This window comes from Paenibacillus sp. J31R98 (assembly GCF_056269245.1).
In genome coordinates this window covers 35,848-60,670 of the sequence record NZ_JBWDNO010000009.1, presented here as the reverse complement: position 1 = coordinate 60,670, position 24,823 = coordinate 35,848, and the positions used below count along the sequence as shown (strand labels likewise).

Here is a 24,823-nt window from a genome sequence, read left to right as displayed (position 1 = left end):
TTAGTGTCCCTGACTTGCAACAATCTGCAGAAGCATCCCGATCTCTCTAGCAATCTTCGCCGGAGACAGCTTGTCCGCTGTAGCATCCGCACGGATCTGCTCGATCGTCTGAACCGCCTTCGCGCTCTCCACCGTAAGCACTTTGACTTTCCCGCCGCCCATAAAATCCTGAATCTTATCTGCGGCCAGCGTCAAGTTATCATGGCTTGAAGTATCCGTTCCCGCCATCCCGCCGAGTCCGTGACCGGGCGTTGATCCATTCCCTGATATGCCCTCATTCGGACTGAGCAGCTTCATCTGTACGTCGTCGTACTTGGAAGCGTTCGGAACCCTCTTGTCCGTTGCGAGCACGACCGTATCATCGAATACAAATACGCGCACATCCGAGATGCCGGCACCGCTCAGCCTCGATTCCAGATGAGCTGAGAATCCGGCGGCATGCAGCCCTGAGCTGCCGATCATGCTGTAAACTGTCGTGCCCATCCCGTTTGTTGTGCTTCCATTGCGATTGGTTGTCATCGTCTTCACACCGTGCGCGGATGGAATCACATATGGATCTCGCGCCGCTGCCTCATGAAGCATATGCTCCGCGTGAGTCCCCTGCTGCTTCACCTCTGTTGTTGTATTGGCGCAGCCGCCAAGAAGCAATAACACTCCTGTAGCTGTTGCCAGCATCGTCATCTTATTCATTGATAATCCTCCCTGCCCCGAGGCTCGTTGTTGCAGTTAGCATATCCTAGCCATCGAAATGAATATTCATGCTCGCTTGGAAAATAATAACCTTACGCGCAAGGATTACATTTCAGGAGGGACAAGTGTTGACTCAAACCGATCAAGAGAACCTATCCGAACAGTCACGTGACCCCGTATCCACTGAACCATCCGATTCTGAAGCATCCATTAGCAGCAATTCACGCCGTAAATTCCTGAAGACGACCGGCTACACGATTGGCACCCTGGTCATTGGCGGCGCGCTCGGCTCGCTCATCGGCTGTGGCAAGAAAGAGGAGACGAGCAACAACAATAATTCGACTGCAGACAAGCCGCCGACGAATGCAGGAGGTTCTACTGAAGAGGCACGCAACTATAATCGTGCTTTGATGTTCTTTACACAAGAGCAGTTCCGCATCGTCGAGAACGCTGCGGAGCGTATTTTCCCGGAGGATGAGAGCGGACCCGGCGCCAAAAGCCTTGGTATCGCCTTCTTCATCGACCATCAGCTGGCCGGAGACTACGGCTTCAATTCTCGCGATTACATGAGCCCGCCCTTCTATTCCGGCGAGAAGGAACAGGGCTATCAAGGGCGGTTGAAGCGGCGCGAGATCTACGAGATCGGTCTTCGCGAGCTCGACAACTACAGCAACAGCAAGTATCAGAAGGGATTCGCTTCCCTTGCAGCTGAGGAAATGGACACTGTGCTGAAGGACTTCGAATCCGATACAGCCAAGCTGACCACGATTTCGGCAAGCAGCTTCTTCAAGACTCTTCGTTCCAACACGCTCGAAGGGGCATACAGCGATCCGCTCTATGGCGGCAATATCAATATGGGCGGTTGGCGGATGCGCGGCTATCCGGGTAACCAGATGAGTTATGCGGCAGCCATTGATAAAGGATATACGAAACTTGAGCCGAGCAGCTTGCAGGATCATCTCGCCGCTCATTAGTTAGCAAAGGAGACAGCTATGGCAAAAACACTACCGAAAACAGATGTCGTCATTGCCGGCGTCGGCTGGTCAGGCGGCATCATTGCGGCCGAGCTAACGAAGGCCGGGCTTAACGTCGTTGGACTTGAACGTGGGAAGGAACGCAAGACCGAGGATTATTTCATGGTCCATGATGAGCTGCGTTATGCTCTGCGCTATGAACTGTTCCAGGACTTGTCCAGGGAAACGATCACCTTCCGCAGCAATGAGAAAGTCCGCGCCTTGCCGATGCGCTCGTACGGCTCCTTCCTGCTTGGCACCGGACTTGGCGGATCAGGCGTTCACTGGAACGGGCATACGTACCGCTTCCTGCCGTATGATTTTCAGATTCGCAGTAAAACAATTGAGCGTTATGGCAAGAACAAGCTTCCAGCCGGCATGTCTATTCAGGACTGGGGCATTACGTACGATGTACTCGAGCCGTATTACGACAAGTTCGAGAAGACGGCCGGCATCTCGGGATCGCCTAATCCGCTTGGGGGCAAGCGCAGCAATCCGTTCCCGACGCCCCCAATGAAGCAGTCACCATCGCTGCAGAAGTTCACAGATGCCGCGACGCGCCTCAAGCTTCATCCATATCCGATGCCATCTGCCAACCTGTCGGAGAACTATACGAATCCCGATGGCATCGCAAGGGTCGCTTGCCAATATTGCGGCTACTGCGAACGGTTCGGCTGTGAATACGGCGCGAAGGCTGATCCGGTCGTAACCGTCATCCCGGTTGCGAACAAAACCGGAAAGTTCGAGATCCGAAGCCATTCCGATGTGAGGCGGATCATACATAAAGGCGGCAAAGCGACCGGCGTCATGTACATCGACATAACGACAGGCGAAGAGATCATCCAGCCGGCGGATATTGTTGTCGTCGCAAGCTATGTGTTCAATAATACACGTCTGCTCTTGCTCTCCGGTCTCGGCAAGCCGTATGACCCTTCCACAGGCAAAGGTGCAATCGGCAAGAACTATGCGTATCAAGTCATCAAAGGAAGCGCGGCGGGCTTCTTCGAGAAGGAGGAGTTTAATACCTACGCCGGAGCAGGCGCGCTTGGCGTCTCGCTCGACGACTTTAACGGGGATAATTTCGACCACAGCAATGTGAACTTTATCCACGGCGGCGTCATTACGCTCACTCAATCGGGAGCGCGGCCGATCCAGAATAACCCGGTGCCTTCGGGCACAGCAACGTGGGGCAAGGAATTCAAGACGAATTCTCTGAAATATGCGAACCGAACGCTCAGCATCGGCGCGCAAGGCTCATCGATGTCCTTCCAGCATCATTACTTGGATCTTGATCCGACCTACAAGGATGCATTCGGTGATCCGCTTATCCGAATTACGTTCGATTTCGAAGAACAGGATCGCGAGCTCGCGAAGTTTCTGGCGCAGCGGTGCTCTGACATTATGAAGGAGATGGGCGCCGATCATGTGGATTACTTGAAGGAACTCGGCCCATATGAGATCATGACGTACCAGTCGACCCACAATACTGGCGGGGTCATTATGGGTGCGGAGGCCGGAGATTCGGCGATCAACAACTACAGCCAGATGTGGGATGCGGAGAACGTATTCGTCGTTGGCGCAAGCTCCTTCCCGCAGAACGCCGGCTACAACCCGACCAACACGGTTGGCGCGCTCGCCTATCGGACCGCGGAAGGCATTCTGAGCTATCGGAAGAGTGGCGGCTTGCTCGTTTGAGCTGAACAGAATGATGAGAGAATGGCCTTATCCGCTACCGGATAAGGCCATTCTCTTCGGCTCAGAAAGCCGCAGCTTGATTGCTTCCAAGATTTTCTCCATGAAGGGTACTGGGTACCCTTCTTTGGCTCGAAATAACTGATTGCTTGCTATGTAGGGTACGTAGTACCCTTCTTTGGCCTTCTTAGGTGATATCTCACCAATGTAGTGACCCTGAGGACTCTCTTTGGCTTCTTCCGGCGTTATTTCGCCAATGTAGTGACCCTGAGGACCCTCTTTGGCTTCTTCCGGCGAAATTTCACCAATGTAGTGACCCTGGGGACTCTCTTTGGCTTCTTCCGGCGAAATTTCACCAATGTAGTGACCCTGAGGACTCTCTTTGGCTTCTTACGGCGAAATTTCACCAATGTAGTGACCCTGGGGACTCTCTTTGGTCAATGTAGCCCACCAAACCAGCTTCTTTCACTCAATCTGCCAAGTTTCCACGAATGTAGTCCACCAAACCAGCTTCTTTACCTAAATCCGCCAATTTCCATCCTATGTAGTCCACCAAACCAGCTTCTTTACCTCCATGCAAAAAAGCCTTATCCACTGGATAAGGCTCATGCACTCCCCGCTGTATCAAACTCAACTCATTCCCGCAGACCCACTGCTTTACAGCAGTTTCTCGGAATCTTTTTTCTCCAGCTGCTCAATTGGAGCACTAGTATGCACGTCTTCTTCTACAATGCCTCGTGTCGAGCTGCGGAATTCACGCAATGTGTCGCCGAACGCGCGGCCGAGCATCGGCAGCTTGGCTGGCCCAAACACAATAAGCGCAATTAGCAGAATAATAAGTAACCCTGAAACACCAATATTATTGAACATGTGTAATCTCCTTTGGCAAAACGTCTATTTACGCAGGATCTGGATCTGGATACGAGTACGACGAATCAGCCGTATGCCGCCGTGCGAATCGATTAGAGAGAAAAGCGCTGATCTCAAACAACAACAGCAACGGTACAGTCACGGACAGATGCGAGACAAAGTCCGGCGGTGATATGGAGGCTCCGACAATGGCCAAGCCGACATAAGCATATTTGCGCGAGGTTCTCAGCCTCTCTGGCGTAAGCAAGCCGAGTCTCGTCAGAAACAGCATGACAAGCGGCATCTCGAACGCGACGCCAAGCGGGAAAACAACGCTGAACAGGAAGACAAAATACTTGTCAATGCCGTACGTTTCCGTCGCTCCGATCGTCTGGTTCATCTGCATCATGAAACGGAGCATCATCGGGAACACGAGGAAATAGCTGAACGAGACGCCGCCAAGAAACAGAAGGAACGAGAACGGTACATAAGCAAGCGTCCCCTTCGCCTCTTTGTGGGTCAAGCCTGGCCTGACGAACGCCCAAGTCTGATACAGAAGGATCGGCAACGTGCAAAGCATCGCCAGCAAAAATGCACATCTCAAGTAGATGAACAAGCCGTCTGTGAATGAGAACACGTTCCACTCGACAGAGGACGCTGACGAGCTTGATTTGATGTACTTCAGAATGCGGGGCGACAGATAAAGACCGCCGCACATGGACACGAGGAAACAGGCAGATACAATCAGCAATCTTCGCCTAAGCTCTGTTAAATGTCTGACGACATCTTCGTTAATGTCCAGTAGCGCTCACCTCGATTCCGGCTTCGCCTGTTATATTTTTCATATCCCATGCTTAGATTGTCCATCTTGGATGGGGTTATTCGTTTGACGTTGGTCAATGCCGCATACGGTGCGAGGAATGAGGGAAACGTATGACAAATAAGACAAAGAATGAGGTGCAACTTGCTTATGACAAGCAAATCCAAGTGGTTGATCGCGGTAACAGGGCTTACGCTCGCCTTGTCGATATCCGCCTGCGGTGGGAACAAGAACAACAACAGCAATAATACGGGCACAAATAACGGCGGGAATACTTCAACGAATACGCCGAGTACCAACAATAATGCAGGAGCCGGCACGGTCGATGCCGCCGCCGCAGAGAACCTTTATAAGAGCAACTGCGTCAGCTGCCATGCAGCAGACTTATCTGGCGGCATGGGTCCTAACCTGCAGAAGGTTGGCGGCAAGCTGTCGGTAGATGACATCTCGACCCGCATCCATCAAGGCGGCGGTGGAATGCCTGCCTTCCAGGGACAGCTAACCGATGATGAGATCGCTACTCTCGCCGGCTGGCTGAAGACGAAGCAGTAGAAAGCGCCAAACATAAGCACATACAAAAGCCCCACAGGGTCAATGACCTTGCGGGGCTTTTTACGATTATTCCTGATCGCGATTCTAGTAAAAATTTCGTAAAATTATACTATATTGAATGAGGACTATAAATTTCAGGCAACATCTCGTGGTCCAAAAATGCAAAAATGGCGGTACGGGAAATGTTATTCCCGTGCCGCCATTTTTTTGGTTATTTGTTCAGCGAACCTTTGAACTCCGCCACTTTGCTGCGGGCTTTCTCAAAGTTCTGCTTATGCCATTCGAATGCTTTCTCGTAACCCATATCCTTGCATTTGGCGATAATTTCGTTTTGAACTTTCGTGAATTCAGCGTCCGTCTTCGCCATTACAGCCTTGATCATCGCACCTTTCAAATAGTTCAGCAAATTGCTGTCGATCAGTTTGATGTCGTCTGGAGTTGGATCGATCATGGAAAGGAATGTAGCGTCTGCCTTTACTTTATTGCCCGGCAACGTCTGCTCGATCATCTGATCCGGATATTGAACATTGTAATGCTTCGTATAATCGACTGCGAGCGGCGATGAAGCCGTTTGTGCCGCAGGATCTTCGTTATAGTAGAAGTCGGCGTAGCTGTTGTATTTGGCATCCCAGACTGCGGCATCCCGGCCGTACAGATTCGTGTACGTACCTAGACCTTTCGCTTCCAAGTCCTGCTGAACGCCAGCTTTGCGAAGTTGCAAAATGTCCGGTTTCAGCTTCGGCATACCGTTCGCGTCTACATCCCAATACTCGCCCTGTGGACCGTTCAGCATCAGGCGCATGCCTTCCGAGGAAGACAGGAAGTTAATGACGTCCATCGCTTTTTCCGGATATTTGGTATTGCTGGATATCGCAAACGACCAACGGTCAACATATGGCTTCACCCAGCCGCTGTACATCGAGGTTTGGGATGCTGGCATTTTCACTTGCATGAAGCCGGCTTCCGGATGACCATCCTTGACCAACTGGCCATTGGCGCCTCCAGTCGTCCAGTTAACGAAAGAAGCAAGTACGCGTCCGCCAGTCATTTTTTCATTAAATTGATCAAACTTTTGCGTGTAGGAATCCGGGTCGAGAATACCCGCTTGGTTTGCCTTGTTATAGAATTGAGCGCCTTGCCACAGCGTGCTTGTCGGGTCACCGATCTGGCTCTTAAGGAAGCCACCGTCTTTCATCTGGATGTCGATGAATTTCTCCTGCTCAGGATCGACATTCTGAACCCCCTGCGTAAACGCGGTAAAGTTCCACAGATCCCAATCCGCAAACCACGGAGAAAGCCCGTATACCTTCTTGCCATCGGCATTTTTCGGATGTTTATCCTGCATCTGCTTCAAGATTGGAATAAGGTCCATATAACTATTCGTCAGCTCTGGATAACCGATTTCCTTGTAATAATCCCAGCGGATGAACGGTCCGACGGTGGAGCCATTGCTGAACGATTTCACTAGATTCGGCGGGTTGTCCTGATCCCAGGTTGGAATAAAGTATAGTTTCTTCGTATCGTCACTTAAGAACTGCTTGGAGAACGGAATTTTGTTGGGCGTTTCTGCCGTGATTTCCTTCCCATGCTCCGCCATCAGCGGATCCAGATCAAGCACTTTATTACCCCGTAATAGCGTTTCCCGATCCTGGTTCCAAACGACCATCAAGTCAGGAAGATCATCAGATGCGATCGACGCATTGTATTTCTCTTGGGTCATATTGTATTCGATGTCCAGTTTGACACCAGTACGCTTCGTGAATTCGGTCATAACCGGGTTGTCTTGCAGGCCGGATGGTCCAGTACTGTTGTAAGGAGCCCAAACCTTCAGGGTAATAGGCCCGGAATCTGTCTCCGACTTCCCTCCGTTATTGCTCCCGGCATTCGAGGATTCTGACGCCTTGTTGCCGCAGCCTGCTGCGAAGATCATCATCGACGCAGCTGCTAGAAGTACCGCCGCTTTCTTTCTGTTCTTTCTCATCTTGTTGCTTCCCCTTCCCTTCACTTCACTTCAATCGCTGTTCATTGTACCTTTATGAAAGTTCTGCGATTAGGCAGAATCGTAAAAGTCGAGCTTCAGCCTTTTACAGCGCCTAACATGATGCCCTTGACAAAATATCGCTGCAGAAACGGATATACGAACAAAATCGGCAGCGTTGCGATCATCGTGATTGTCATTTGAATCGTCATCGAGGATGGCTGCACCGCAGACAAGTTACGTCCCAGATCGGTCGTATTAATGTCTCGGCCCGCTTCCCGAAAGTTCGATAGAATCTGGTAGAGCTGCAGCTGTAACGTCTCCAGTCGAGAACTGCTGGCGAATATGATGCTGTCATAGATGCTGTTCCATTGGTAAACTGCATTCAGCACTGCAATCGTTGCAATGATAGGCGTACATAGCGGCACTATGATCCGAAGGAATGAAATCCAGTAGTTCGCTCCATCGACCATAGCTGATTCTTCCAATGCCGGCGGCAGTTGCTCGATATAGGTCTTAATCAAAATGATATGGTAAGCGCTAACTGCCGACGGCAGCACAAACACGAGAAAGTTGTTGATAAGCCCCACTTGATGGTACAGCATATACATCGGAATCAGTCCGGCATTCAGATACATTGTGATAACGAGCATCCGATAAATAACGCGGCGCCAAGGCAGATCCCGCTTCGTCAGGACATAGCCGAAGGCCGTACAGCAGACGATGGTGAGCAGTGTTCCTATAACCGTTCGTTCGAGCGAGATGAGCGCCGAGTGGGCAATGCCCGGATTCAATAGCACACGCAGGTAGTTGTCCAGCGTAATACTCTTCGGGATCAAATATACACCCTGTGCTGCGGCCTTCGTGCCGCTCAAGCTATATATTAGAATGTAATAAAACGGATAAACACAGACAAGCGAAATGATCGCCAGAATGATATAGTTGCAAACCTGGAACAGCGTGTCCCCTTTTCCTTGATTCATGTTGCTTCTCCTCCCCCTTTTCTAAATAATGGATTCGCCTCTGATTTTCTTAGCCAGCGAATTGACGAGAAACAGCATGATTACACTGACAATTGTCTTGAAGATACCTAGCGCCGTCGACAGCGAGTACATGCTTTGCGCAACCCCTACGCGGTAAACGTAATAGTCAAACACTTCTAATTTGTCCTGTACAAGTGGATTCATGAATGCATAGAACTGGTCAAAACCATTCGTCAGGAAGCTGCTTACTTGAAGTAGAAGCAGGACGACGAACGTCGGCATTATTCCAGGTACCGATACATGCCTTATCTTATGCCATCTCGACGCACCGTCAACCGATGCCGCATCGTAAAGCTCAGGATCGATGCCGCCCATGGCTGCGATATAGATAATGGCGTTGAATCCAAGCGTCTTCCAGATTGAAATGCAAGTCTGAAACCACCAAGCGATATTGTCATTCGCGAGTGGATTGATCGGATCTTGAATCCAGTTCAGCTTGAGCAGCAAGTCATTGACGAAACCATCGTTGATCGAGAACGTGGCGAATGCGATCGCGAATACAAGAATCCAACTTAGAAAATAAGGCAATGTCGTGACCGTTTGTACCCATCGTTTGACGAGACCGCTTCTGACCTCGGAAACGAGAATAGCGAATACGATCGGCAGCGGGGAAACCAATACGCCCAAGAAGCTGATAACGAGCGTGTTGCGCAGAACGCGAAGCAGGTCGCTCCCCCCATTGAAATCAAGAGCCATTCTAAAGAATCGTAAGCCGACGAAGTCAGTATCGGACAAGCTAACGCCGGGATGATAATCAAAGAAGGCATAAGCCCAACCAAACAATGGAATGTAATTGAAGAAAATTACATGCGCTACGAAAGGAATCGCCATCGCGAGCAAGATAAGGCGATTCGAATTTTTACGAAACCAGGCTGGTTTGAGCGCCGCTCCCGTTAGAGTCGGGTTGGCGGAAAGAGCAGAATTACGTTGACTTGACATTGATTTCTCACCTCCTGCATTTATTGTATAACCCTAATCAGGTAGACAACAGACACACAATTTCGAAGAGCAGAATCAAATTATGACACCTATCGCGCTGATTTCTTCAGAGAATAGTTGTTCATATTAAAAAAGTGTCGGCTGATAACTCTGTTAGTAGCAGAGTTATCAGCCGACACTTTTTTCAACCTGTATTCCTTAATCCCCCGTACCTAAATAAATCCCGCTACAGCCTGCTGGCGTTCTTGTAATCCTGCGGCGAGATACCGGTTATTTTGCGAAAGACACGAGAGAAATAAATCTGATTGACGTAGCCGACCCGCTCCGAGATTTCCGGCAGCTTCATAGCTGTCGTCGCAAGCAGCTTCTTCGCTTTCTCCACGCGAATCCGGTTCAAATAATTGCTGAACATTTCCCCCGTCTCCCGTTTAAACAACTGTCCTAGATAAGCCGTATTGATATGATAACGGTCGGAGAGCACTTTGAGAGACAAATTGTCGGCATACTGTTCCTGCATATAGCGAAGCACTTCTTTGATTATCGGACTCGAACGCTCATCCGACTGCTGCATGTACGCGAAGGTGTCCCGCACGACATTCTTCAGCCAGTCCCGAATCTGGTCAAGCCCGCGCTGCTCGAACAAATCGACGAGCACCGGCTTCAAATCCGCCGCTGCATGCTCTTTAACCGGTTTGCCGTCCTGCACCGCTTCGAAAAACCGCGTCAGCAGCTCAATCGTCATATTGCGCACTACTTTAGGCGTCAAGCCCTCCGCTGTCCGCAGCTTCGCGAATACATCTTCGAAAATCGCGACGATGACCCCTTCGTCCTTCGAGGCGACAGCCCCTTCGATCCGTTCCAGGTCGATATTGAAACCCTTAAAGGTCGACGCTCGGTTCTCCTTCATTTCATTGAATTGAATGACGCTTCCGGAAGGTAAAAACAAACCGTACTCCTGCAGGCTCATGGCCCCGCGGTAGCTCTCGTGCACATTGGCATAGTGAGCAGCGGCCGGACCGATTGTAACGAACGCATTCCACTTCAGAAGTCTCCGCAATCGTTCTCGACACACCGCTATTGTATCCTCCACAATCTTTCGGCCGGCTTCGGCTTCGCCACTCGGAAACAGCAGCACGATATTGCCATTCAGGTCGCAGAACGACAGTCCGCCAGCCATCTCATGGAGCACTTCTCCACAAATATTATCAGCAGCGAAGCTGAGTAAATGCTTGTCATAAATTTTCGTCTCGCGCGTTTCCTCTGCGTCGCGCAGCAAATGAATGACAGCCACCGTATAGAATCGACTTGTCGTATCGATGCCTAGCATCGCCGCCTTGCTTTCAAGCTCGTCTCCGCCGATATTGTTTGTCACCCAGCGATACAGCATCACTTGTTTCAATATATTAATGCCTTCCAACTCCGTGCGGTTGCGAAACAGCTCACTTTCAATCTTGCTCACGGTATTGAGCAGCGTCTGGGACAGTTCTTCCTTCGATACCGGTTTCAGCAAATAGTTCTCGATGCCAAGCCGAAGAGAGCTTTTGACATATTCGAAATCGTCATAGCCGCTCAACACAATGCATTTAATGTCCAAGCCACGTTCCCTGACGCGCTCAATGAGCTGAAGGCCCGTCATGCCCGGCATCCGAATATCCGTAATGAGAATATGGCCGTAGCCTGCTCCCATACCCGCAAGCGCTTCCTCTCCGTAGTTGAATTCGCCTGCGATTTCCAGCCCGTGCTCTTCCCACGGAATGAGTTTCTTTAACCCTTCCAGAATAAGCGGTTCGTCGTCAACCAGCCATACCTTGTACATTGTCGCTGAGCTCCTTCTTCGTTTTTCTCGGCAAGTGCAGCGTGACGGTTGTTCCTTTGCCCCATTCGCTCTCGATCCCGATCCCGTATTCGTCGCCAAAAATGAGCTTTATTCGTTCGTTTACGTTCAGCAAGCCGATACTTTGAGTCGGCGAACGCTTCGAACCGGATTCCAGCTGACTCCTCACCGAGATGAGTGATTCTTCCGTCATGCCTATGCCGTCATCCGAAATCGCGAGCAGAATGTCTTGCTCTGTCGAAGTCGCCCGAATGACCAGCTTGTTCTCTTTTCGGATGTCAAATCCGTGCATGATGAAATTCTCGATAACGGGCTGCAGCAAATGCTTGCTTAGCGCACAATCCAGCAGGGCATCCGGAATATCGACAGTCACGTTCAACTGGTCGTCGTAACGGTAACGGAACAGCTCCAGGTAGGATTGGCAGATCTTGATTTCATCCCGCAGCTCAATAATGTTATCCGTCTTGATCGCGCTTCGGAACAGCGTGGACAGAATCCATACCATCTCTCCAACTTCGTCGTTCCCGTCTGCTACGGCCTTCATTCGGATCGCTTCTAGCGAATTGTACAGAAAATGCGGCGTAATCTGCGATTGCAGCGCTTGGATTTCCGCATTCTTCTGCTGAATGCCGAGAACATATACCTTATTAATGTATTCGTTCAGATCGTCGCACATCAGATTGAAATGGTGTGTGATCTGGGTGATTTCGTCGGTTGCTTTTGTTAGCGGAATCCGGTAGGACAGATCGCCCTTACGCAGCTTGCGCAATGCAAAAATTAGTGATTTCAGCCGTTTGCTAAATACAGAAATGCCAAAGAACGCAAGCACGAGCGCCGCAAGCAAACAACCTGCCGCGACGTAATATATCGTTCGTTTCGTCGCATTAATGGAGGAAGAGATCAGCTTCTCGGGGATGACTCCAATCAGTACAAAATCTTTCATGGACGTAGCATCAACGTTAACAATCGATGGTTCTTCCAAATTGAGCTTCTTATCTTCTGATTGCATGATTTCCTTATAATAGGGATAAACATGGTCGTAATAGCGGCCCGAGGAATCGAACACGACCTCGCCTTTCCTGTTGAGAATAAGCAAATAACCTTTCAGCTCGGATTTGTACTCCGAGTAAGAATTCACAATATCGGATGTATTGAAGTCGATAAGCAGCGTTCCGATCGATTGGGACAAATTGGCCGTCATCAAATTAATCGCCATGGAGTACACCCGGTTGTTTGTACCTGAATAATTGACGGTGTGCGCAGGCACAACTGAATAACCATTGAAGACACCTTTCCAATTGAAAGGAAATTTCGTTTGACTCTGTTTGAGCAGACGGGCATACGAGGAGTGCGCCCTATCCGTCATGTAGATCGTATCATCGCCAAATCCGCTCACCAGCAGACTTTGAATTTCGTCGAACTGTTGATATCGATAGGAAATAAATGATTCGAATTCGGTTTTGGCAATCGAATAATCATCCGGGTTCATGTTGTTCGCGTTCTGGACAAATTGAAGCGGACTATATTTGGAATTCACGTCATCCAAATAGAAGGACTTGGATGTATCGATGGAGACCCGCCTAATATCGTCCAAGTAATTTTCGACATTTTTAAGGATATGGTAATTGACGTTCAATTCTTTCTCTTGAAGAATCTCCGTAATGTTGCCCGATACAATATAGGTCAGTGCGAGCAGGGGGAGGATCGCCAGCAGCGCGAAGGTCAGTAAAATTTTATTGAGAAATTTCGCGAACAAATATTTTTGCAACAAGTCGCGTATCGTGGCGCCCACCCGCCCTCTCACAATGATGTAAATGCTGTTATCGTACCATGAACCCCGATAGTCCGGCGAGAGGGCGTTATTTCCTCATTGTCAGGACGAGCGTCCAGTCGCTGCCAAGCTCCTGTTGTTCGATCCGTTCAGGTGAATGAAATACTCGTCCTCCACCGGATGCCGATTTCGTCTGTTCGCCTGTCCTTGGATTATACCAATAATGATCATACACCTGATCCTCTGGAAGTTTCATTGTTACCTCACCGCCAACAGGCAAATACACAGCTATACGAGACAACTCGTCATTGGCGAGACAAAGCGCGGGACTTTCCAGCGCCAGCATGCCTTCATCCGATTCAACGAGTTCTTGCTGCGGCGAAAGTTGTTGATAAGGACATATTTCGGTCATAAAACGATAGTACGGCAACATACTAGCTGCCCCCATGGAGTCGCCATCTATCGATAAATGCGGCCCCCATGTATTGTTGAAACCATGTACGATCGGGAATCCGACGAAGCCCGCTTTCCACATCCCTCTGCGTGTATGATGCTCATCCATCATTTCATGCGCATCCAATGTATAATGCTCCTTGGACGCGCGCTCGTAGCCGAATTCACTGCAAAGTACGGCCTTTGACCGATCCGGCGCATGGAAGCGAAGCGAATCCTCAATCCAGAGGCAAAGCGACGGATTGCGGTTGTACTTCATGAATTCCAAGAACCAGTCGGATTGTACCAGATAGACATCGATTGCGTCACAATTGCCGACCCTTTCGTGCAAAGAGGTCTCCTGCACCCACTGATGCGCGCCGACGGGATGCTGATACGGGTCGGACTGCTTGATCTGTTGTGCCAGACGCTTCAACCATCGCCCTGCTTCAGCCACATACGCTTTGTCTGTACGTCCAGGATACAGGTCGTATTCGTTAGCCGGACACCAGATGTACATGCATGGGTAAGCCGAATAACGCGCCACTATATAATCAATCCAATGCTCTTCATGCTCCGTCAGGAATTGATTGCGATCATTAAACGGAAATTCCAGCATCCACGCTTCCAATATGACCTCAACACCGATGCCGAGACTTCCCAGCAACTCCATCGTTTGATCCACAGAATGGAAATAATCCAGATTGAAGCCTCTAAAATCCGGCCATTGCGGGCTGCCGAGCCATGGCCAGCAATCGCGGGTCTGCCAGCTACTCGCAATTGGCTTGTGATAGGGACTCACCTGCATGCGGGCTCGAACATAATTAACACCTTGTGCTTTGCGGTGCGACAGAATGGCTTCAACATCAAGGCCGCAGTGCATCCCTCCGAAAAGATTATAAATCGTGTCACCAAGCGGGAAGAACGACTCCCCGTTGTCAAACTCAAACCCCCATGTGCGTCCGCCAACCGCTCTCATGAAGCCCTTCGATTCGTCCTCGCTCTCTTCCACGACCATGCGGAACGTTCTCTCAATCCCATCTATTCGCGGAAATGACTCCAGACGACACTCCCATTCTCCGCTTCGTGAAGGTGTCCAGCGAAATTTCCATATATGTTCGCCATTCTCGTCCTTGCCGTCGTAAAATCCTTTTACCTTCTGCGTCTTGGCATCTGCAAGATGAGTGAAGGTAGCGACTGCGGATACATCCCAGAACGGCTGATTTAGTGTAGCTGCGCTGCTAGCCACGAATTCCGACATTTGCCAGCGTTTATGTTTCGTCATATTCCGAACCTCCATCAAGCTTGGTTTTCCATATCACATTTAAGGTAGCATTGACGTCTTCCTATTCACAAGGAACAAAACTTGCAATCCTGATACAGAATTATGGATTGTTTTGCGTGGATTTGACATCCAAAGCCCTTTGCGATAGTTTGTATGTACAACGAACATTAACGAGGGGGGAGTCAAAATGGACATTCCAGTAAACGGTACACCCGCCGATCAGGCTGACGATGCGTTCCTCCGCACATGTCTGTTTTTTAACGCGAACCGGTTAAGCCGGGCCGTCACGAAGATGGCTGAGGAGGAATTCGCACAGACCGGCCTGTCGCCGATGTACGGTTATTTGATCCGCATTGTGAACGGCACGCCCGGCATTACGCAGAAGCTGCTCGCGGAGAAGCTGTACATTAAGCCTTCAACGCTGACGCGGTTTATCGATAAATTGGAAACGAAGAAGCTCGTTGAACGCAAGGTGCAAGGGGTAACGGTGCTTGTCTACCCGACGGAGAAAGGAATAGCACTGGAACCACGAATTCGCGATGCCTCCAGAGCGTTTAAGGCGAATTACGAGGAGCTGCTCGGTAAGGCGGTTGCCGATCTGCTGTCCGCAGAGTTGGAGAAAACGAGTTCGCTCCTGGAAGAACAGTGAGTGGGAGTTTAAAAATGATGCAATGTCAAAGAAACCCGGCACGGCTAGGCTGTGCCGGGTTTGCTGCAAGTGTCCGGTAACCATCTTTTTCCGGATAAAGATGTTGAAGTTTGATATAAGCAATTGACAAGGACATAGCGACGCGAATATATTAGTTGTACATACAAAATAGAAATGTGATCGCCAGCGAACTCAGTTTACGTTCCTCCTGCTACGGGAACTCTACAATAATCAGTTCCGCGCACGGCTATCCGTTATTTTATTGAAAGAGGTGTCATCTTATGCAATCATCCGCTCCATCGCAAACTAAGTTCTTTTATGGTTGGGTCGTCGTACTCGTGACGTTCGTCGCGCTGCTCATCTCCGCTGGCATTCGATCGATGCCAAGCATCTTCATGGTTCCGTTCGAAAAGGAATTCGGCTGGGAACGCAGCGGTATCTCCGGTGTCATCTCTGTAGGTATATTTCTATACGGCCTCGTCGGTCCATTCTCGGCGGCGCTTCTCGCGAAGTTCGGCGTACGCAGAATGATGGTTACCGCGCTGGCAGTACTGGCCGGCAGCCTAGCGGTCACGCCTTTAATGACGCATCTGTGGCAGTATCAACTGCTTTGGGGGCTTGTCTCCGGGCTAGCGACGGGCATGATAGCGAATGTGCTCGGCGTAACAGTCGCCAGCCGCTGGTTCGTGAATCGCAGGGGCTTGGTCGTCGGCATTCTGACCGCGAGCGCGGCGACCGGACAGCTGCTCTTCATGCCGCTGCTAGCTCATATTACCGTTAACCAAGGATGGCGATCTGCCATCTATACGGCAGTCGGCGTCGTGCTGGTGCTGTTGATCGTGGTCGCGATCTTCATGCGCAACCATCCGTACGACGTAGGTGCGTCGGCATACGGCACGGATGAGGTTGTGAAGCCCGAGCCTTTTCGCGGCAGCATTTTCTTAACGCCGCTGCTGACTCTCCGCGATGCGATGAGAAGCAAGACGTTCTGGCTTCTCGCCGGTACGTTCTTCTTCTGCGGATTCTCGACGAACGGCTTGATCGGCACGCATCTGATCGCTGCATGCGGCGACCATGGCATCGAAGAAGTAACGGCCGCTGGGCTGCTCGCCTTCATGGGCCTCTTCGATTTGGTCGGTACGACGATGTCAGGCTGGTTAACGGACCGTTTCGACTCTCGCAAGCTGCTGTTCTGGTACTACGGCCTGCGCGGCTTGTCGCTCATCTTCCTGCCTTATGCGCTCGATGCGACGCCGATGATGCTCGTCGTTTTCTCGATCTTCTATGGTCTGGATTGGATCGCAACTGTACCGCCGACCGTCAAGCTTGCCGCGCAAACCTTCGGCAAAGAACGGGCTGGCATGGTATTCGGCTGGATCGTTGTATTTCATCAAATCGGCGCTTCGACAGCAGCTTACGGCGCGGGTCTAGTCCGGCAAATATCCGGCACGTATACGACCGCTTTCGTGACAGCCGGGTTTATCTGCCTGATTGCTTCGCTGATGGCGCTGCGGATCGCGAAGAATGCCGCTGAGCTGCGGACACAAGCGTAATAACCGTCTGGGTATTTCTAAATCGTGTATCTGGTTGTTCGTTAATTATAAACAAAGCGGTGAAGCCGGTTGATACCAGCTTCGCCGTTTTTTTTTGTTTGGAGGAAATTAGCCGCTTCTTCTCGAACCTAACTCTAAAGGGGAAATGACGATGACGACCGATCCTCACGTACAAGAGCTACTTACACTTAAGATTATCGCCGAAACGTTGAACCAGTCTAACGATCTGACACTCATGCTCAGTACGGTGATGGACAAATTGCTGGAGCTGACTGGGCTGCAAGCCGGATGGATTTTCCTAACCGGCGACCGGATGGACTATACATGCATCGCCGATAGCAACCTGCCGGCGGCTCTGCAGCATGAAGATAAAGCTCCGATGCGCTGTGGTACTTGCTGGTGTCTGGATCGTTTTTGGGAAAATGACTTGAATAATGCCGTTAATATATTACACTGCAAACGATTGGAAGATGCGGTTAAATTCAGCTGGGGTGACACGCGTGGCATTACCCACCATGCCACCGTACCGCTCCGCTCCGGTGATCGAGACTTCGGAGTTCTGAATGTCGCATCGCCCGGCAAATCGCATTTCTCGAAAGAAGAACTCGCGCTGTTGCAGGCGGTCGCATTCCAAATCAGCAGCGCCGTCGACCGGATGCGTCTCTATGCAATCGAACAACGGCGGGCAGAGTTGTTCTCGCGGCTAGGCAACTTTAGTCGATCAATTGGCATGGTTGTAAGTAGTGGAACCGAATTGGAACGACTTAAGGAGCTTATCGTGCAGCAGATCGGAGAACATTTCGAATGGCCGTTCGCAGCTCTGCTAGAAACGGTCAATGACGAACTTTTCCTGCAAGCAGTTTATGCGAACGGAATTACATCCCTGCCGGATACCCGGCTCCTGCTGCCAGTAACAAACTGGTTACGAGAGGCCAACCGCAAACGACGCTATGTCGCGGCAACAACTGATCAGGCTTCAGTGCTTGCCGACTGTCACGAGCTGCAAGGGCTGTCTCCTAAGCTATCAACTGCCCAGGCTGTCCCGATTCCGAACGCTGGTTTAATGCCGCGAAGCATGCTGCTAGTCGGGGATGATGCGACCGGACGTATGCTGCGGACAATCGATAAAGAGGTGCTGGAGGCACTTGCTGATCACATTGCGATGGCGCTCGAAAGCGCTCAGTTAGAGGAGCAGCGGCGGGAGCTCGCCCGCCATGCAGAGCGCAATCGGCTCGCCCGTGATTTGCATGACTCCGTCTGCCAAATGCTATTCTCGCTCTCCATGACGGCCAAAGGCGTGGAAAGCTTACTCAAGAGTGGCAAGCCCGAAGCGGCGCTTCAGCCGATGGGAGACATTCAATCCCTCTCACAAACAGCGCTCAAGGAAATGCGCGCGCTTATTATGCAGCTTCGTCCTCCTGGCCTTGAGGCTGGCCTTGTCACGGCGCTTCAGACATACGGCGAGAAGCTGGAGCTCCGTGTTCATACGCAGGTGTCTGGTATTTGTGAGCTGCCACGAAATGTGGAAGAAGCGCTATGGCGAATCGGGCAGGAAGCGCTCAACAATGTGTACAAACATGCCGGATCTGCGGAGGCATCCATCGACTTGAAGCTGGATGCACAGCAAGCGATCCTCCGGATAACCGACAAGGGGCGCGGTGTCAAGAAGACAAAGCGTCACCAGCAAGCTACGCCTTCGTACGGGCTATCAATAATGCGAGAGAGAGCGGAAGCGCTTGGCGGCCGATTTACGCTCACAAGTGTAAACAAGGGCGGAACTACGATAGAGGTTGCGATTCCCTGCACCTTAAATAGTAATCAATAGGAAGTGATCATTTATGGCAATTAAACTACTGCTGGCTGACGATCATGCGATGGTCCGCAAAGGGTTACAGGTATTTTTAAAGACTCAGCCCGATATTGAGCTGGTAGGTGAAGCCGCTAATGGACAAGAAACGATCGATAAGGCAGCCGAGCTCCGTCCGGACGTCATCCTCATGGATCTGAACATGCCGGTGCTAAACGGTATTGAAACGACGAAGATGCTTCAACTTTCCCAGCCCGAGATCAAAGTCATCGTTCTTACTTCATTTTCCGATCAAGATCATGTGCTCCCCGCGATTCGAGCAGGTGCAAAGGGCTATCTGCTTAAAGATATCGAGCCAGACGAACTCGTACAAGCAATTAAGCGAGTATACGAAGGAAAGGTCGAGCTGCACTCGGAGGCAGCTGGTCTGCTCATGAAACTAGTCTCCTCACCAGAGCTATCCGCCGACACCCACATGGCAAATGGACCGTCGGCATCGGCTGGGGCGCCTAACGAGCGACTGACCCGAAAAGAGCAACAGGTACTTCAACTCATCGCATGTGGACGAAGCAATAAAGAAATCGGTGAAGCCCTCTTCATTACCGAGAAGACGGTCAAGACCCACGTCAGTCACCTGCTCGACAAGCTTGGCTTGGCCGACCGGACGCAGGCCGCCATCTATGCCGTTAAACAGGGGCTCGGCGACTAAGCCAACTCACTCCGACTAAAGTTGTAGTAAAGTTCAGCCGAAAGGCTGGACTTTTTGTGTTGTTGGCATCATCCTTCCCGACGACGCCGAGATGACGCGCTCTGCTGTAAGATGAACTCATCGAAAGCAAAACAACCGTCAGGAAGGATTGAATCCTATGAAAATCGTCATTATCGCAGGCAGCAACCGCAAATCATCCACCAGTACACGGCTCGTCGAATATATTGAACGCCTCATCGAGCAGAAGGGGCATTCGGCCGCTCTGTTCGACTTGTATCGCAATCCTCTTCCCTTTTATTCTCCTGATGAATCCGAAGACGGCCATAGCGGACTGAGCGAGCTGAAGCGCTTGTTGCTCAAAGCCGATGCTATCATTCTCTCTTCACCCGAATACCACGGAGGAATGAGCGGCGTATTAAAAAATGCGCTCGATCATCTCGGACAGACCTATTTTGGCGGTAAGCCTGTGCTTTCCGTCAGCTCTGCCGGCGGCGCGGTCGGCGTAAGCTCACTGATGCAGCTGCAATCGACTGTCCGCAACCTCCACGGTATCAATGCCCCGGAATGGCTGTCGATTGGCGGTGCGCAACGCGAATGGTTCGAAACTGGGCGGAACTTTAATGAAATTGGACAAGAAATCGATGACCGTATTCACCGAGTGCTCGACTCGTTCCTCGCGCTCACATTGCTTGTCCGCGGAAACCGCGGGCCTGCTACCGGGACTGTTGTCTAAAGAAGGTGAAGCTGCGATGATTACTCATTTTGCCGATTTATGAAGTTGCAGGATGGAGAGCTGTTACTGAAGGGGGCTGCACACAATGAAGGCAGAGCGGAAACATGTTGGCATTGTAATCGCCGGCTTGCTGTTAGGTATTCTAATGGCATCCATGGACAATTCGATTGTCACGACAGCAATGGGCACGATCGTTCATGATCTCGGCGGCATGGATAAGTTCGTATGGGTCACTTCGGCGTATATGGTTGCAGAAATGGCGGGTATGCCGATATTCGGCAAGCTGTCCGATATGTACGGAAGGAAGAAGTTCTTTATTTTCGGGATTATTACTTTTATGATCGGGTCCATCCTCTGCGGAACGGCGGATTCGATTACTGAGCTTAGCGTTTATCGCGCGATTCAAGGGATCGGCGGCGGCGCGCTTGTGCCGATCGCATTCACCATTATGTACGACGCCGTGCCTCTTGAAAGCCGTGGCAAGCTTGGTGGTCTATTCGGTTCCGTCTTCGGCATGTCGAGTATATTCGGTCCGCTGCTCGGTGCTTATATTACAGACTATATCAACTGGAAATGGATATTCTACATCAACCTCCCGCTTGGCCTGATCGCGTTCGTCATGATTGCATTCTTCTATAAAGAGTCGGTGGAGCATTCCAAGCAGAAGATCGACTGGGGTGGAGCATTCACGTTGGTAGCCGGCATTATCTGTCTGATGTTCGCCCTTGAACTCGGCGGCAAACCGAATTACGCTTGGGATTCGGCTCGAATCTTAGGCTTGTTCGCTGGCTCTTCGGTGATGCTGATCTCCTTTATACTTATCGAGCGTAAAGCGGCTGAACCAATTATTAGCTTTAATATGTTCCGTAAGCGGCTGTACTTGACCAGCAATGCGATGGCGATGTTCAGCGGTGCGGCCTATATGACAGCTACCGTGTTCATTCCGATCTTTATCCAGGGGGTACTCGGGGGCAAAGCAACGAATGCCGGCCTTGTATTGCTGCCAATGATGCTCGGTACTGTTGTAACAGCAACCGGAAGCGGTTTCCTGAATACGAAGATTACCTTCCGTTCGCTTATGATTCCAACGCTAGCTGTGCTTGTCGCAGGCAATGTGCTTCTAACAACACTTGGCGTCGATTCCTCTCGTTTCATCGTGACGGTTTTTATGGTCATTATGGGTATTGGCATCGGTGCGTCGTTCTCCGTGCTTGGCAATGCCGCGATTTATTCGTTCTCAGCGCGAGAGCGTGGGTCGGCGAGCGCCACGTTGAACTTCCTACGTTCCCTTGGTATGACTATAGGTATAACGGTTTTCGGTATCATTCAAAGTCACGCGATGACGAACAATATCAAAGTTGCTTTTGCTGGCTCTGAAGGCGGCGGAACAATCCCTGCGAACCTAGATCTTAGCGATCCGCGCGCGATTCTAACGCCGGAGACGCGAGAGCAAATTCCAACGGATGTGCTGGACAAAATCGTGTCCGCGCTATCCTCCTCTATCACTTACACCTTCCTGTGGGCGATCATCCCATCCGTGCTTGCGCTAGTTTTCGCGTTCTTCATGAGCCGCGAAAAACTTGACGCTATGGTGGAAAGCAGCGAGTACAGTTCATCGCACTAGATGTGCAGTTGTAAAGCCACATGAATTGGATAAACAAGTTTAATGGATATAGTAGCTTGAAATTGTACAGATCATTATTAGGTTTTTAAACAAATAAAAGTGCCCAACCCTGCTTTAAAGCAAGGTTGGGCACTTTTTTATTGTCTATTGGTTGCCATCATGTCTTCGTTCAACTATAGTACCCGTCGTAGGAAAGAATGACCAAACGTTCGCTAGCGTAACAGACCGCCGATGTTGTTCGGCAGCATGTTGTTATACGTAATCGTGCCCGTTAGCACAATGCGTCGTCCACTTGATACCCCGCAACTCCAGTAGATAATATTCTATTCCCAAGTTTACAATGAACCTATCTAAAATTGCCTAATTTATTGGATATCCAGTCTTTTAGAGCATCTTCGTGTTGTTTATTAAAAAGAGGTGGAAAATCTTCAACAGAGAAATATCTTACCTCTAATGATTCTGTCCCGTCTGCAATTAGCTCTCCGCTAACGGGCTTGCACTGAAAAAAGAATGAAATGGTTTGAGCTTCCCCTCCATTTGGATATTTTTCAAAATATTTGGTATATATGCCGATTAGATGTTCAACTTTCACTGTTAAACCAGTTTCTTCGAAAATTTCGCGAATTGCTGTTTCCTCAGCGGATTCTCCGAGTTCCATTGCACCGCCCGGAAATCCCCAAGCATTTCTATCTCCTCGTTTTTGCAATAGTACTTCATTCTTTTCGTTGTAAATAATTCCTCCGGAAAAGTTAAGAAATATTAAATCATTTCCGACCTTTTCTCGAATATAACGAATATAGTTTTGACTTCCTTCCATATTTCCCCTCCATAATGATAGCATATTAACTAAGTAGGTTTCTTGCATATCTCAAGAAGCTTCTTTTTTCATTTTTTGTAATGCTTAATTGAATTGTAACAATTTCGACCGAATCTTGAATGGATTAATGAAACTGAAACATGGAATTTTATAACTATTCTTTAATTAAAGTATTAAACTAATCTGCTCCTTCGGTGCTCCTCCCTAAACTCCCAGACTTAATTAAGTTATCCTGCCTGTTACTTCAATGAACAACGGCACACGATTGGGAGGCCGGCTGCCGTTCATGCCGGCAGTTTATATATCATTTTCAATAAAGTGAACAGCACTTTTATTCCAGTATTCTTTATAAATCCGAACATTTTGCCCATCAAAGTTTATTTGATACAAACGAAATATAACCAGTATATCTTTAGGCTGCCATTGTTCTTCAAAGGAATATTTATAGCTCATGCCTAACTGCTTCATTACTCCACCACTGCGAGGATTTTTAATATCGTGGGTAGCAGTGATGTAAAGGAAGCCGTCTTTCTTTACCTGTTCAACAATAACTCTGCTTGCTTCTGTTACAATCCCTTTATGCCAAAATTCTTTTCTCAACCCATAACCTAAATCGTGGTTCTCCTCAATACTTACATTTACATAACCAATTGGGATATTGTCTGCTTTTAAGCAGATAGCATATTTATATCCTCTTGACTGCTTATAGGCTTCTAAATATTTATCTTTGAAAAAATTTTCAGCTTCTTCTAATGAGTTCAAAGGAAACCAAGGCAAAAAAGTATTCACTTCTTCATCTCTGTAGATTTCAAAAAGGGCTTGTATGTCATTTTCAGTGAACTTTCTTAATATCAATCGTTCAGTTTCTAATGTTGGTGTATTATGATTTTTCATGTTTGACTTCCTTTCAGGATACTGTTTTATAATCGACTAATTTTGTGAGCCATCACTATCGAGTAAGTTTTTAATTATGTACCGGCACGAGTCATCTTAGGGTTGTTCCATGTCTAACCTGCGACGAATCTTATTTTCAATTAAAGAGCCTTATTTTCCCTTATCAATTTTTACCTAAAGGAATTCTAAAATCTTCCTCTGTAATGAAATTGTAATATTCATTTCATGTTCCTTTCATATTACGAAACTATAATAAACACATGACCCCCCTTTATTATATATTTTCTCTCTTGTGCCTGCGGATATGCCGCAGGCCTCTTTGTTTTTATAGCGCCTATTCACGCAAAAAAACCGCCTCGAAGCATAGCTGCTCCAAGGCGGTTTCTATCATTCATTCTATCATTTTCATTACAGCGCGCTCGCTGCCTCTACAAACTTCCGTGCACGTTCCGTTAATAGATCATAACGTCCGCTCCGCACCCAATCCATATTAACAAGCTTGCTGCCCATGCCAACGCCGCATGCGCCTGCTTTGAAATAATCTGCGATATTGTCGAGGTCAACGCCGCCGGATGCGAGCATTGGAATCTTATCGAGTGGCGCGCGGATTTCGGTGAGATACTTCAAGCCGAGTGAAGCCATCGGGAAGATTTTGACCAATTCAGCGCCTGCTTTCCAAGCGCGAACAATCTCGGTAGGCGTCATAACGCCAGGCCATACCGGCACGCCGGTCTTCAAGCCATAGTCGACTACGGATTCATCTAAATTCGGAGAGATCAGGAACTGAGAACCTGCGGCTACCGCTTCTTTCGCCATGTCGAGATCAAGCACTGTGCCCGCTCCGATACCGGCTTGGTCGCCGAACTTCTCACGCCAGCGGCTGATCATTCCTGCAGCACCTTCGGTATTCATCGTAATTTCCATTAGCGAAATACCGCCGTCCAGTAGCGCCTGTGCAGCTTGATCTGCGTATTGGTCCTCAATAAAACGGAAAATCGCAACAATCTTCTCTTGCTGTAATCGTTCGAACATTTGACTCAAGTTAAGCAGCCTCCTTGGTTTCTATCACTTGCGAATCATTGATTGATTTAACCTGACTTTGCTATAACCCATTGTAGAACGATCCCGATTGCAAAAGC

The 24,823-nt window shown here is 49.5% G+C and carries 22 protein-coding genes; 9 read left to right on the top strand and 13 right to left on the bottom strand.

Annotated features, from left to right (window positions below; all coding sequences use genetic code 11):
* Nucleotides 1-690: a hypothetical protein gene (locus AC0YNX_RS25825; RefSeq protein WP_475818584.1), complete on the bottom strand. Its 690-nt coding sequence runs from the start codon at nt 688-690 to the stop codon at nt 1-3.
* Between the two features lie 128 nt (nt 691-818).
* Here AC0YNX_RS25825 and AC0YNX_RS25820 point away from each other — a divergent pair, with 128 nt between their 5' ends.
* Nucleotides 819-1,664, top strand: coding sequence for a gluconate 2-dehydrogenase subunit 3 family protein (locus tag AC0YNX_RS25820; protein WP_475818583.1), 846 nt, complete (start codon nt 819-821; stop codon nt 1,662-1,664).
* Nucleotides 1,665-1,682: 18 nt separating this feature from the next.
* On the top strand, nt 1,683-3,398 hold the full coding sequence (locus AC0YNX_RS25815; protein WP_475818582.1) for a GMC family oxidoreductase: 1,716 nt from the start codon (nt 1,683-1,685) through the stop codon (nt 3,396-3,398).
* Between the two features lie 466 nt (nt 3,399-3,864).
* Here the strand turns inward: AC0YNX_RS25815 and AC0YNX_RS25810 are convergent, their stop codons facing one another.
* The 3 genes from AC0YNX_RS25810 to tatC are packed head-to-tail and all read right to left on the bottom strand — an operon-like array spanning nt 3,865 to nt 5,046.
* Nucleotides 3,865-4,029 (bottom strand): hypothetical protein, encoded by a 165-nt coding sequence (locus AC0YNX_RS25810; RefSeq protein ID WP_475818581.1) that lies wholly within the window; start codon nt 4,027-4,029, stop codon nt 3,865-3,867.
* Nucleotides 4,030-4,052: 23 nt separating this feature from the next.
* Nucleotides 4,053-4,265, bottom strand: a complete 213-nt coding sequence (gene tatA, locus AC0YNX_RS25805; protein ID WP_475818580.1) for a twin-arginine translocase TatA/TatE family subunit — start codon at nt 4,263-4,265, stop codon at nt 4,053-4,055.
* A 28-nt stretch (nt 4,266-4,293) separates the two neighbouring features.
* Entirely contained in the window at nt 4,294-5,046 is a 753-nt protein-coding gene (gene tatC, locus AC0YNX_RS25800; RefSeq protein ID WP_475818774.1) for a twin-arginine translocase subunit TatC, read from the bottom strand.
* 168 nt (nt 5,047-5,214) lie between these two features.
* On the opposite strand from tatC, the gene AC0YNX_RS25795 reads away from it, so the two are divergent.
* Nucleotides 5,215-5,616, top strand: a complete 402-nt coding sequence (locus AC0YNX_RS25795) for a c-type cytochrome (RefSeq protein ID WP_475818579.1) — start codon at nt 5,215-5,217, stop codon at nt 5,614-5,616.
* Nucleotides 5,617-5,827: 211 nt separating this feature from the next.
* Here the strand turns inward: AC0YNX_RS25795 and AC0YNX_RS25790 are convergent, their stop codons facing one another.
* The 6 genes from AC0YNX_RS25790 to AC0YNX_RS25765 form a co-directional block, all read right to left on the bottom strand.
* Entirely contained in the window at nt 5,828-7,597 is a 1,770-nt protein-coding gene (locus AC0YNX_RS25790; protein WP_475818578.1) for a type 2 periplasmic-binding domain-containing protein, read from the bottom strand.
* Nucleotides 7,598-7,692: 95 nt separating this feature from the next.
* On the bottom strand, nt 7,693-8,577 hold the full coding sequence (locus tag AC0YNX_RS25785) for a carbohydrate ABC transporter permease (protein WP_475818577.1): 885 nt from the start codon (nt 8,575-8,577) through the stop codon (nt 7,693-7,695).
* Between the two features lie 21 nt (nt 8,578-8,598).
* Nucleotides 8,599-9,576 carry an ABC transporter permease gene (locus AC0YNX_RS25780; protein WP_475818576.1) on the bottom strand — a complete coding sequence of 326 codons (978 nt, stop codon included), beginning with the start codon at nt 9,574-9,576 and terminating at the stop codon, nt 8,599-8,601.
* 226 nt (nt 9,577-9,802) lie between these two features.
* Complete coding sequence (locus AC0YNX_RS25775) at nt 9,803-11,392, bottom strand: response regulator (protein ID WP_475818575.1); 1,590 nt, start codon at nt 11,390-11,392, stop codon at nt 9,803-9,805.
* The gene (locus AC0YNX_RS25770) at nt 11,370-13,202 is read right to left on the bottom strand and encodes a cache domain-containing sensor histidine kinase (protein WP_475818574.1); all 1,833 of its coding nucleotides are present in this window, start codon (nt 13,200-13,202) and stop codon (nt 11,370-11,372) included. Before AC0YNX_RS25770 ends, AC0YNX_RS25775 begins: the two co-directional genes overlap by 23 nt.
* Before the next feature lie 67 nt (nt 13,203-13,269).
* Nucleotides 13,270-14,898 carry an apiosidase-like domain-containing protein gene (locus AC0YNX_RS25765; protein WP_475818573.1) on the bottom strand — a complete coding sequence of 543 codons (1,629 nt, stop codon included), beginning with the start codon at nt 14,896-14,898 and terminating at the stop codon, nt 13,270-13,272.
* A gap of 187 nt (nt 14,899-15,085) precedes the next feature.
* Between AC0YNX_RS25765 and AC0YNX_RS25760 the strand changes: the two genes are divergently transcribed.
* The 6 genes from AC0YNX_RS25760 to AC0YNX_RS25735 all read left to right on the top strand — a co-directional run bounded on the left by AC0YNX_RS25760 (nt 15,086) and on the right by AC0YNX_RS25735 (nt 21,973).
* Nucleotides 15,086-15,547 (top strand): MarR family winged helix-turn-helix transcriptional regulator, encoded by a 462-nt coding sequence (locus tag AC0YNX_RS25760; protein WP_475818572.1) that lies wholly within the window; start codon nt 15,086-15,088, stop codon nt 15,545-15,547.
* A 281-nt stretch (nt 15,548-15,828) separates the two neighbouring features.
* Nucleotides 15,829-17,100, top strand: coding sequence for an MFS transporter (locus AC0YNX_RS25755; RefSeq protein ID WP_475818571.1), 1,272 nt, complete (start codon nt 15,829-15,831; stop codon nt 17,098-17,100).
* Nucleotides 17,101-17,251: 151 nt separating this feature from the next.
* A complete protein-coding gene (locus AC0YNX_RS25750) occupies nt 17,252-18,925 on the top strand; it encodes a GAF domain-containing sensor histidine kinase (RefSeq protein WP_475818570.1) in 1,674 nt (557 codons plus the stop codon).
* 13 nt (nt 18,926-18,938) lie between these two features.
* Entirely contained in the window at nt 18,939-19,616 is a 678-nt protein-coding gene (locus AC0YNX_RS25745; RefSeq protein ID WP_475818569.1) for a response regulator, read from the top strand.
* Between the two features lie 157 nt (nt 19,617-19,773).
* Complete coding sequence (locus tag AC0YNX_RS25740; protein WP_475818568.1) at nt 19,774-20,349, top strand: NADPH-dependent FMN reductase; 576 nt, start codon at nt 19,774-19,776, stop codon at nt 20,347-20,349.
* 85 nt (nt 20,350-20,434) lie between these two features.
* Nucleotides 20,435-21,973: an MDR family MFS transporter gene (locus tag AC0YNX_RS25735; protein WP_475818567.1), complete on the top strand. Its 1,539-nt coding sequence runs from the start codon at nt 20,435-20,437 to the stop codon at nt 21,971-21,973.
* 346 nt (nt 21,974-22,319) lie between these two features.
* Here AC0YNX_RS25735 and AC0YNX_RS25730 read toward each other — a convergent pair whose 3' ends face one another.
* The 3 genes from AC0YNX_RS25730 to AC0YNX_RS25720 all read right to left on the bottom strand — a co-directional run bounded on the left by AC0YNX_RS25730 (nt 22,320) and on the right by AC0YNX_RS25720 (nt 24,716).
* A complete protein-coding gene (locus AC0YNX_RS25730) occupies nt 22,320-22,790 on the bottom strand; it encodes an NUDIX hydrolase (protein ID WP_475818566.1) in 471 nt (156 codons plus the stop codon).
* A 297-nt stretch (nt 22,791-23,087) separates the two neighbouring features.
* The gene (locus AC0YNX_RS25725) at nt 23,088-23,684 is read right to left on the bottom strand and encodes a GNAT family N-acetyltransferase (RefSeq protein WP_475818565.1); all 597 of its coding nucleotides are present in this window, start codon (nt 23,682-23,684) and stop codon (nt 23,088-23,090) included.
* A 408-nt stretch (nt 23,685-24,092) separates the two neighbouring features.
* Nucleotides 24,093-24,716 (bottom strand): bifunctional 4-hydroxy-2-oxoglutarate aldolase/2-dehydro-3-deoxy-phosphogluconate aldolase, encoded by a 624-nt coding sequence (locus AC0YNX_RS25720; protein WP_475818773.1) that lies wholly within the window; start codon nt 24,714-24,716, stop codon nt 24,093-24,095.
* Nucleotides 24,717-24,823: the final 107 nt, after the last annotated feature.

Coding starts and splice junctions, on each gene's coding strand:
- AC0YNX_RS25825 (WP_475818584.1), bottom strand. CDS start 690: ATGAATAAGATGACGATGCTGGCAACAGCTACAGGAGTGTTATTGCTT.
- AC0YNX_RS25815 (WP_475818582.1), top strand. CDS start 1,683: ATGGCAAAAACACTACCGAAAACAGATGTCGTCATTGCCGGCGTCGGC.
- tatA (WP_475818580.1), bottom strand. CDS start 4,265: ATGTTCAATAATATTGGTGTTTCAGGGTTACTTATTATTCTGCTAATT.
- AC0YNX_RS25795 (WP_475818579.1), top strand. CDS start 5,215: ATGACAAGCAAATCCAAGTGGTTGATCGCGGTAACAGGGCTTACGCTC.
- AC0YNX_RS25790 (WP_475818578.1), bottom strand. CDS start 7,597: ATGAGAAAGAACAGAAAGAAAGCGGCGGTACTTCTAGCAGCTGCGTCG.
- AC0YNX_RS25785 (WP_475818577.1), bottom strand. CDS start 8,577: ATGAATCAAGGAAAAGGGGACACGCTGTTCCAGGTTTGCAACTATATC.
- AC0YNX_RS25780 (WP_475818576.1), bottom strand. CDS start 9,576: ATGTCAAGTCAACGTAATTCTGCTCTTTCCGCCAACCCGACTCTAACG.
- AC0YNX_RS25775 (WP_475818575.1), bottom strand. CDS start 11,392: ATGTACAAGGTATGGCTGGTTGACGACGAACCGCTTATTCTGGAAGGG.
- AC0YNX_RS25765 (WP_475818573.1), bottom strand. CDS start 14,898: ATGACGAAACATAAACGCTGGCAAATGTCGGAATTCGTGGCTAGCAGC.
- AC0YNX_RS25760 (WP_475818572.1), top strand. CDS start 15,086: ATGGACATTCCAGTAAACGGTACACCCGCCGATCAGGCTGACGATGCG.
- AC0YNX_RS25755 (WP_475818571.1), top strand. CDS start 15,829: ATGCAATCATCCGCTCCATCGCAAACTAAGTTCTTTTATGGTTGGGTC.
- AC0YNX_RS25750 (WP_475818570.1), top strand. CDS start 17,252: ATGACGACCGATCCTCACGTACAAGAGCTACTTACACTTAAGATTATC.
- AC0YNX_RS25745 (WP_475818569.1), top strand. CDS start 18,939: ATGGCAATTAAACTACTGCTGGCTGACGATCATGCGATGGTCCGCAAA.
- AC0YNX_RS25740 (WP_475818568.1), top strand. CDS start 19,774: ATGAAAATCGTCATTATCGCAGGCAGCAACCGCAAATCATCCACCAGT.
- AC0YNX_RS25735 (WP_475818567.1), top strand. CDS start 20,435: ATGAAGGCAGAGCGGAAACATGTTGGCATTGTAATCGCCGGCTTGCTG.
- AC0YNX_RS25730 (WP_475818566.1), bottom strand. CDS start 22,790: ATGGAAGGAAGTCAAAACTATATTCGTTATATTCGAGAAAAGGTCGGA.
- AC0YNX_RS25725 (WP_475818565.1), bottom strand. CDS start 23,684: ATGAAAAATCATAATACACCAACATTAGAAACTGAACGATTGATATTA.
- AC0YNX_RS25720 (WP_475818773.1), bottom strand. CDS start 24,716: ATGTTCGAACGATTACAGCAAGAGAAGATTGTTGCGATTTTCCGTTTT.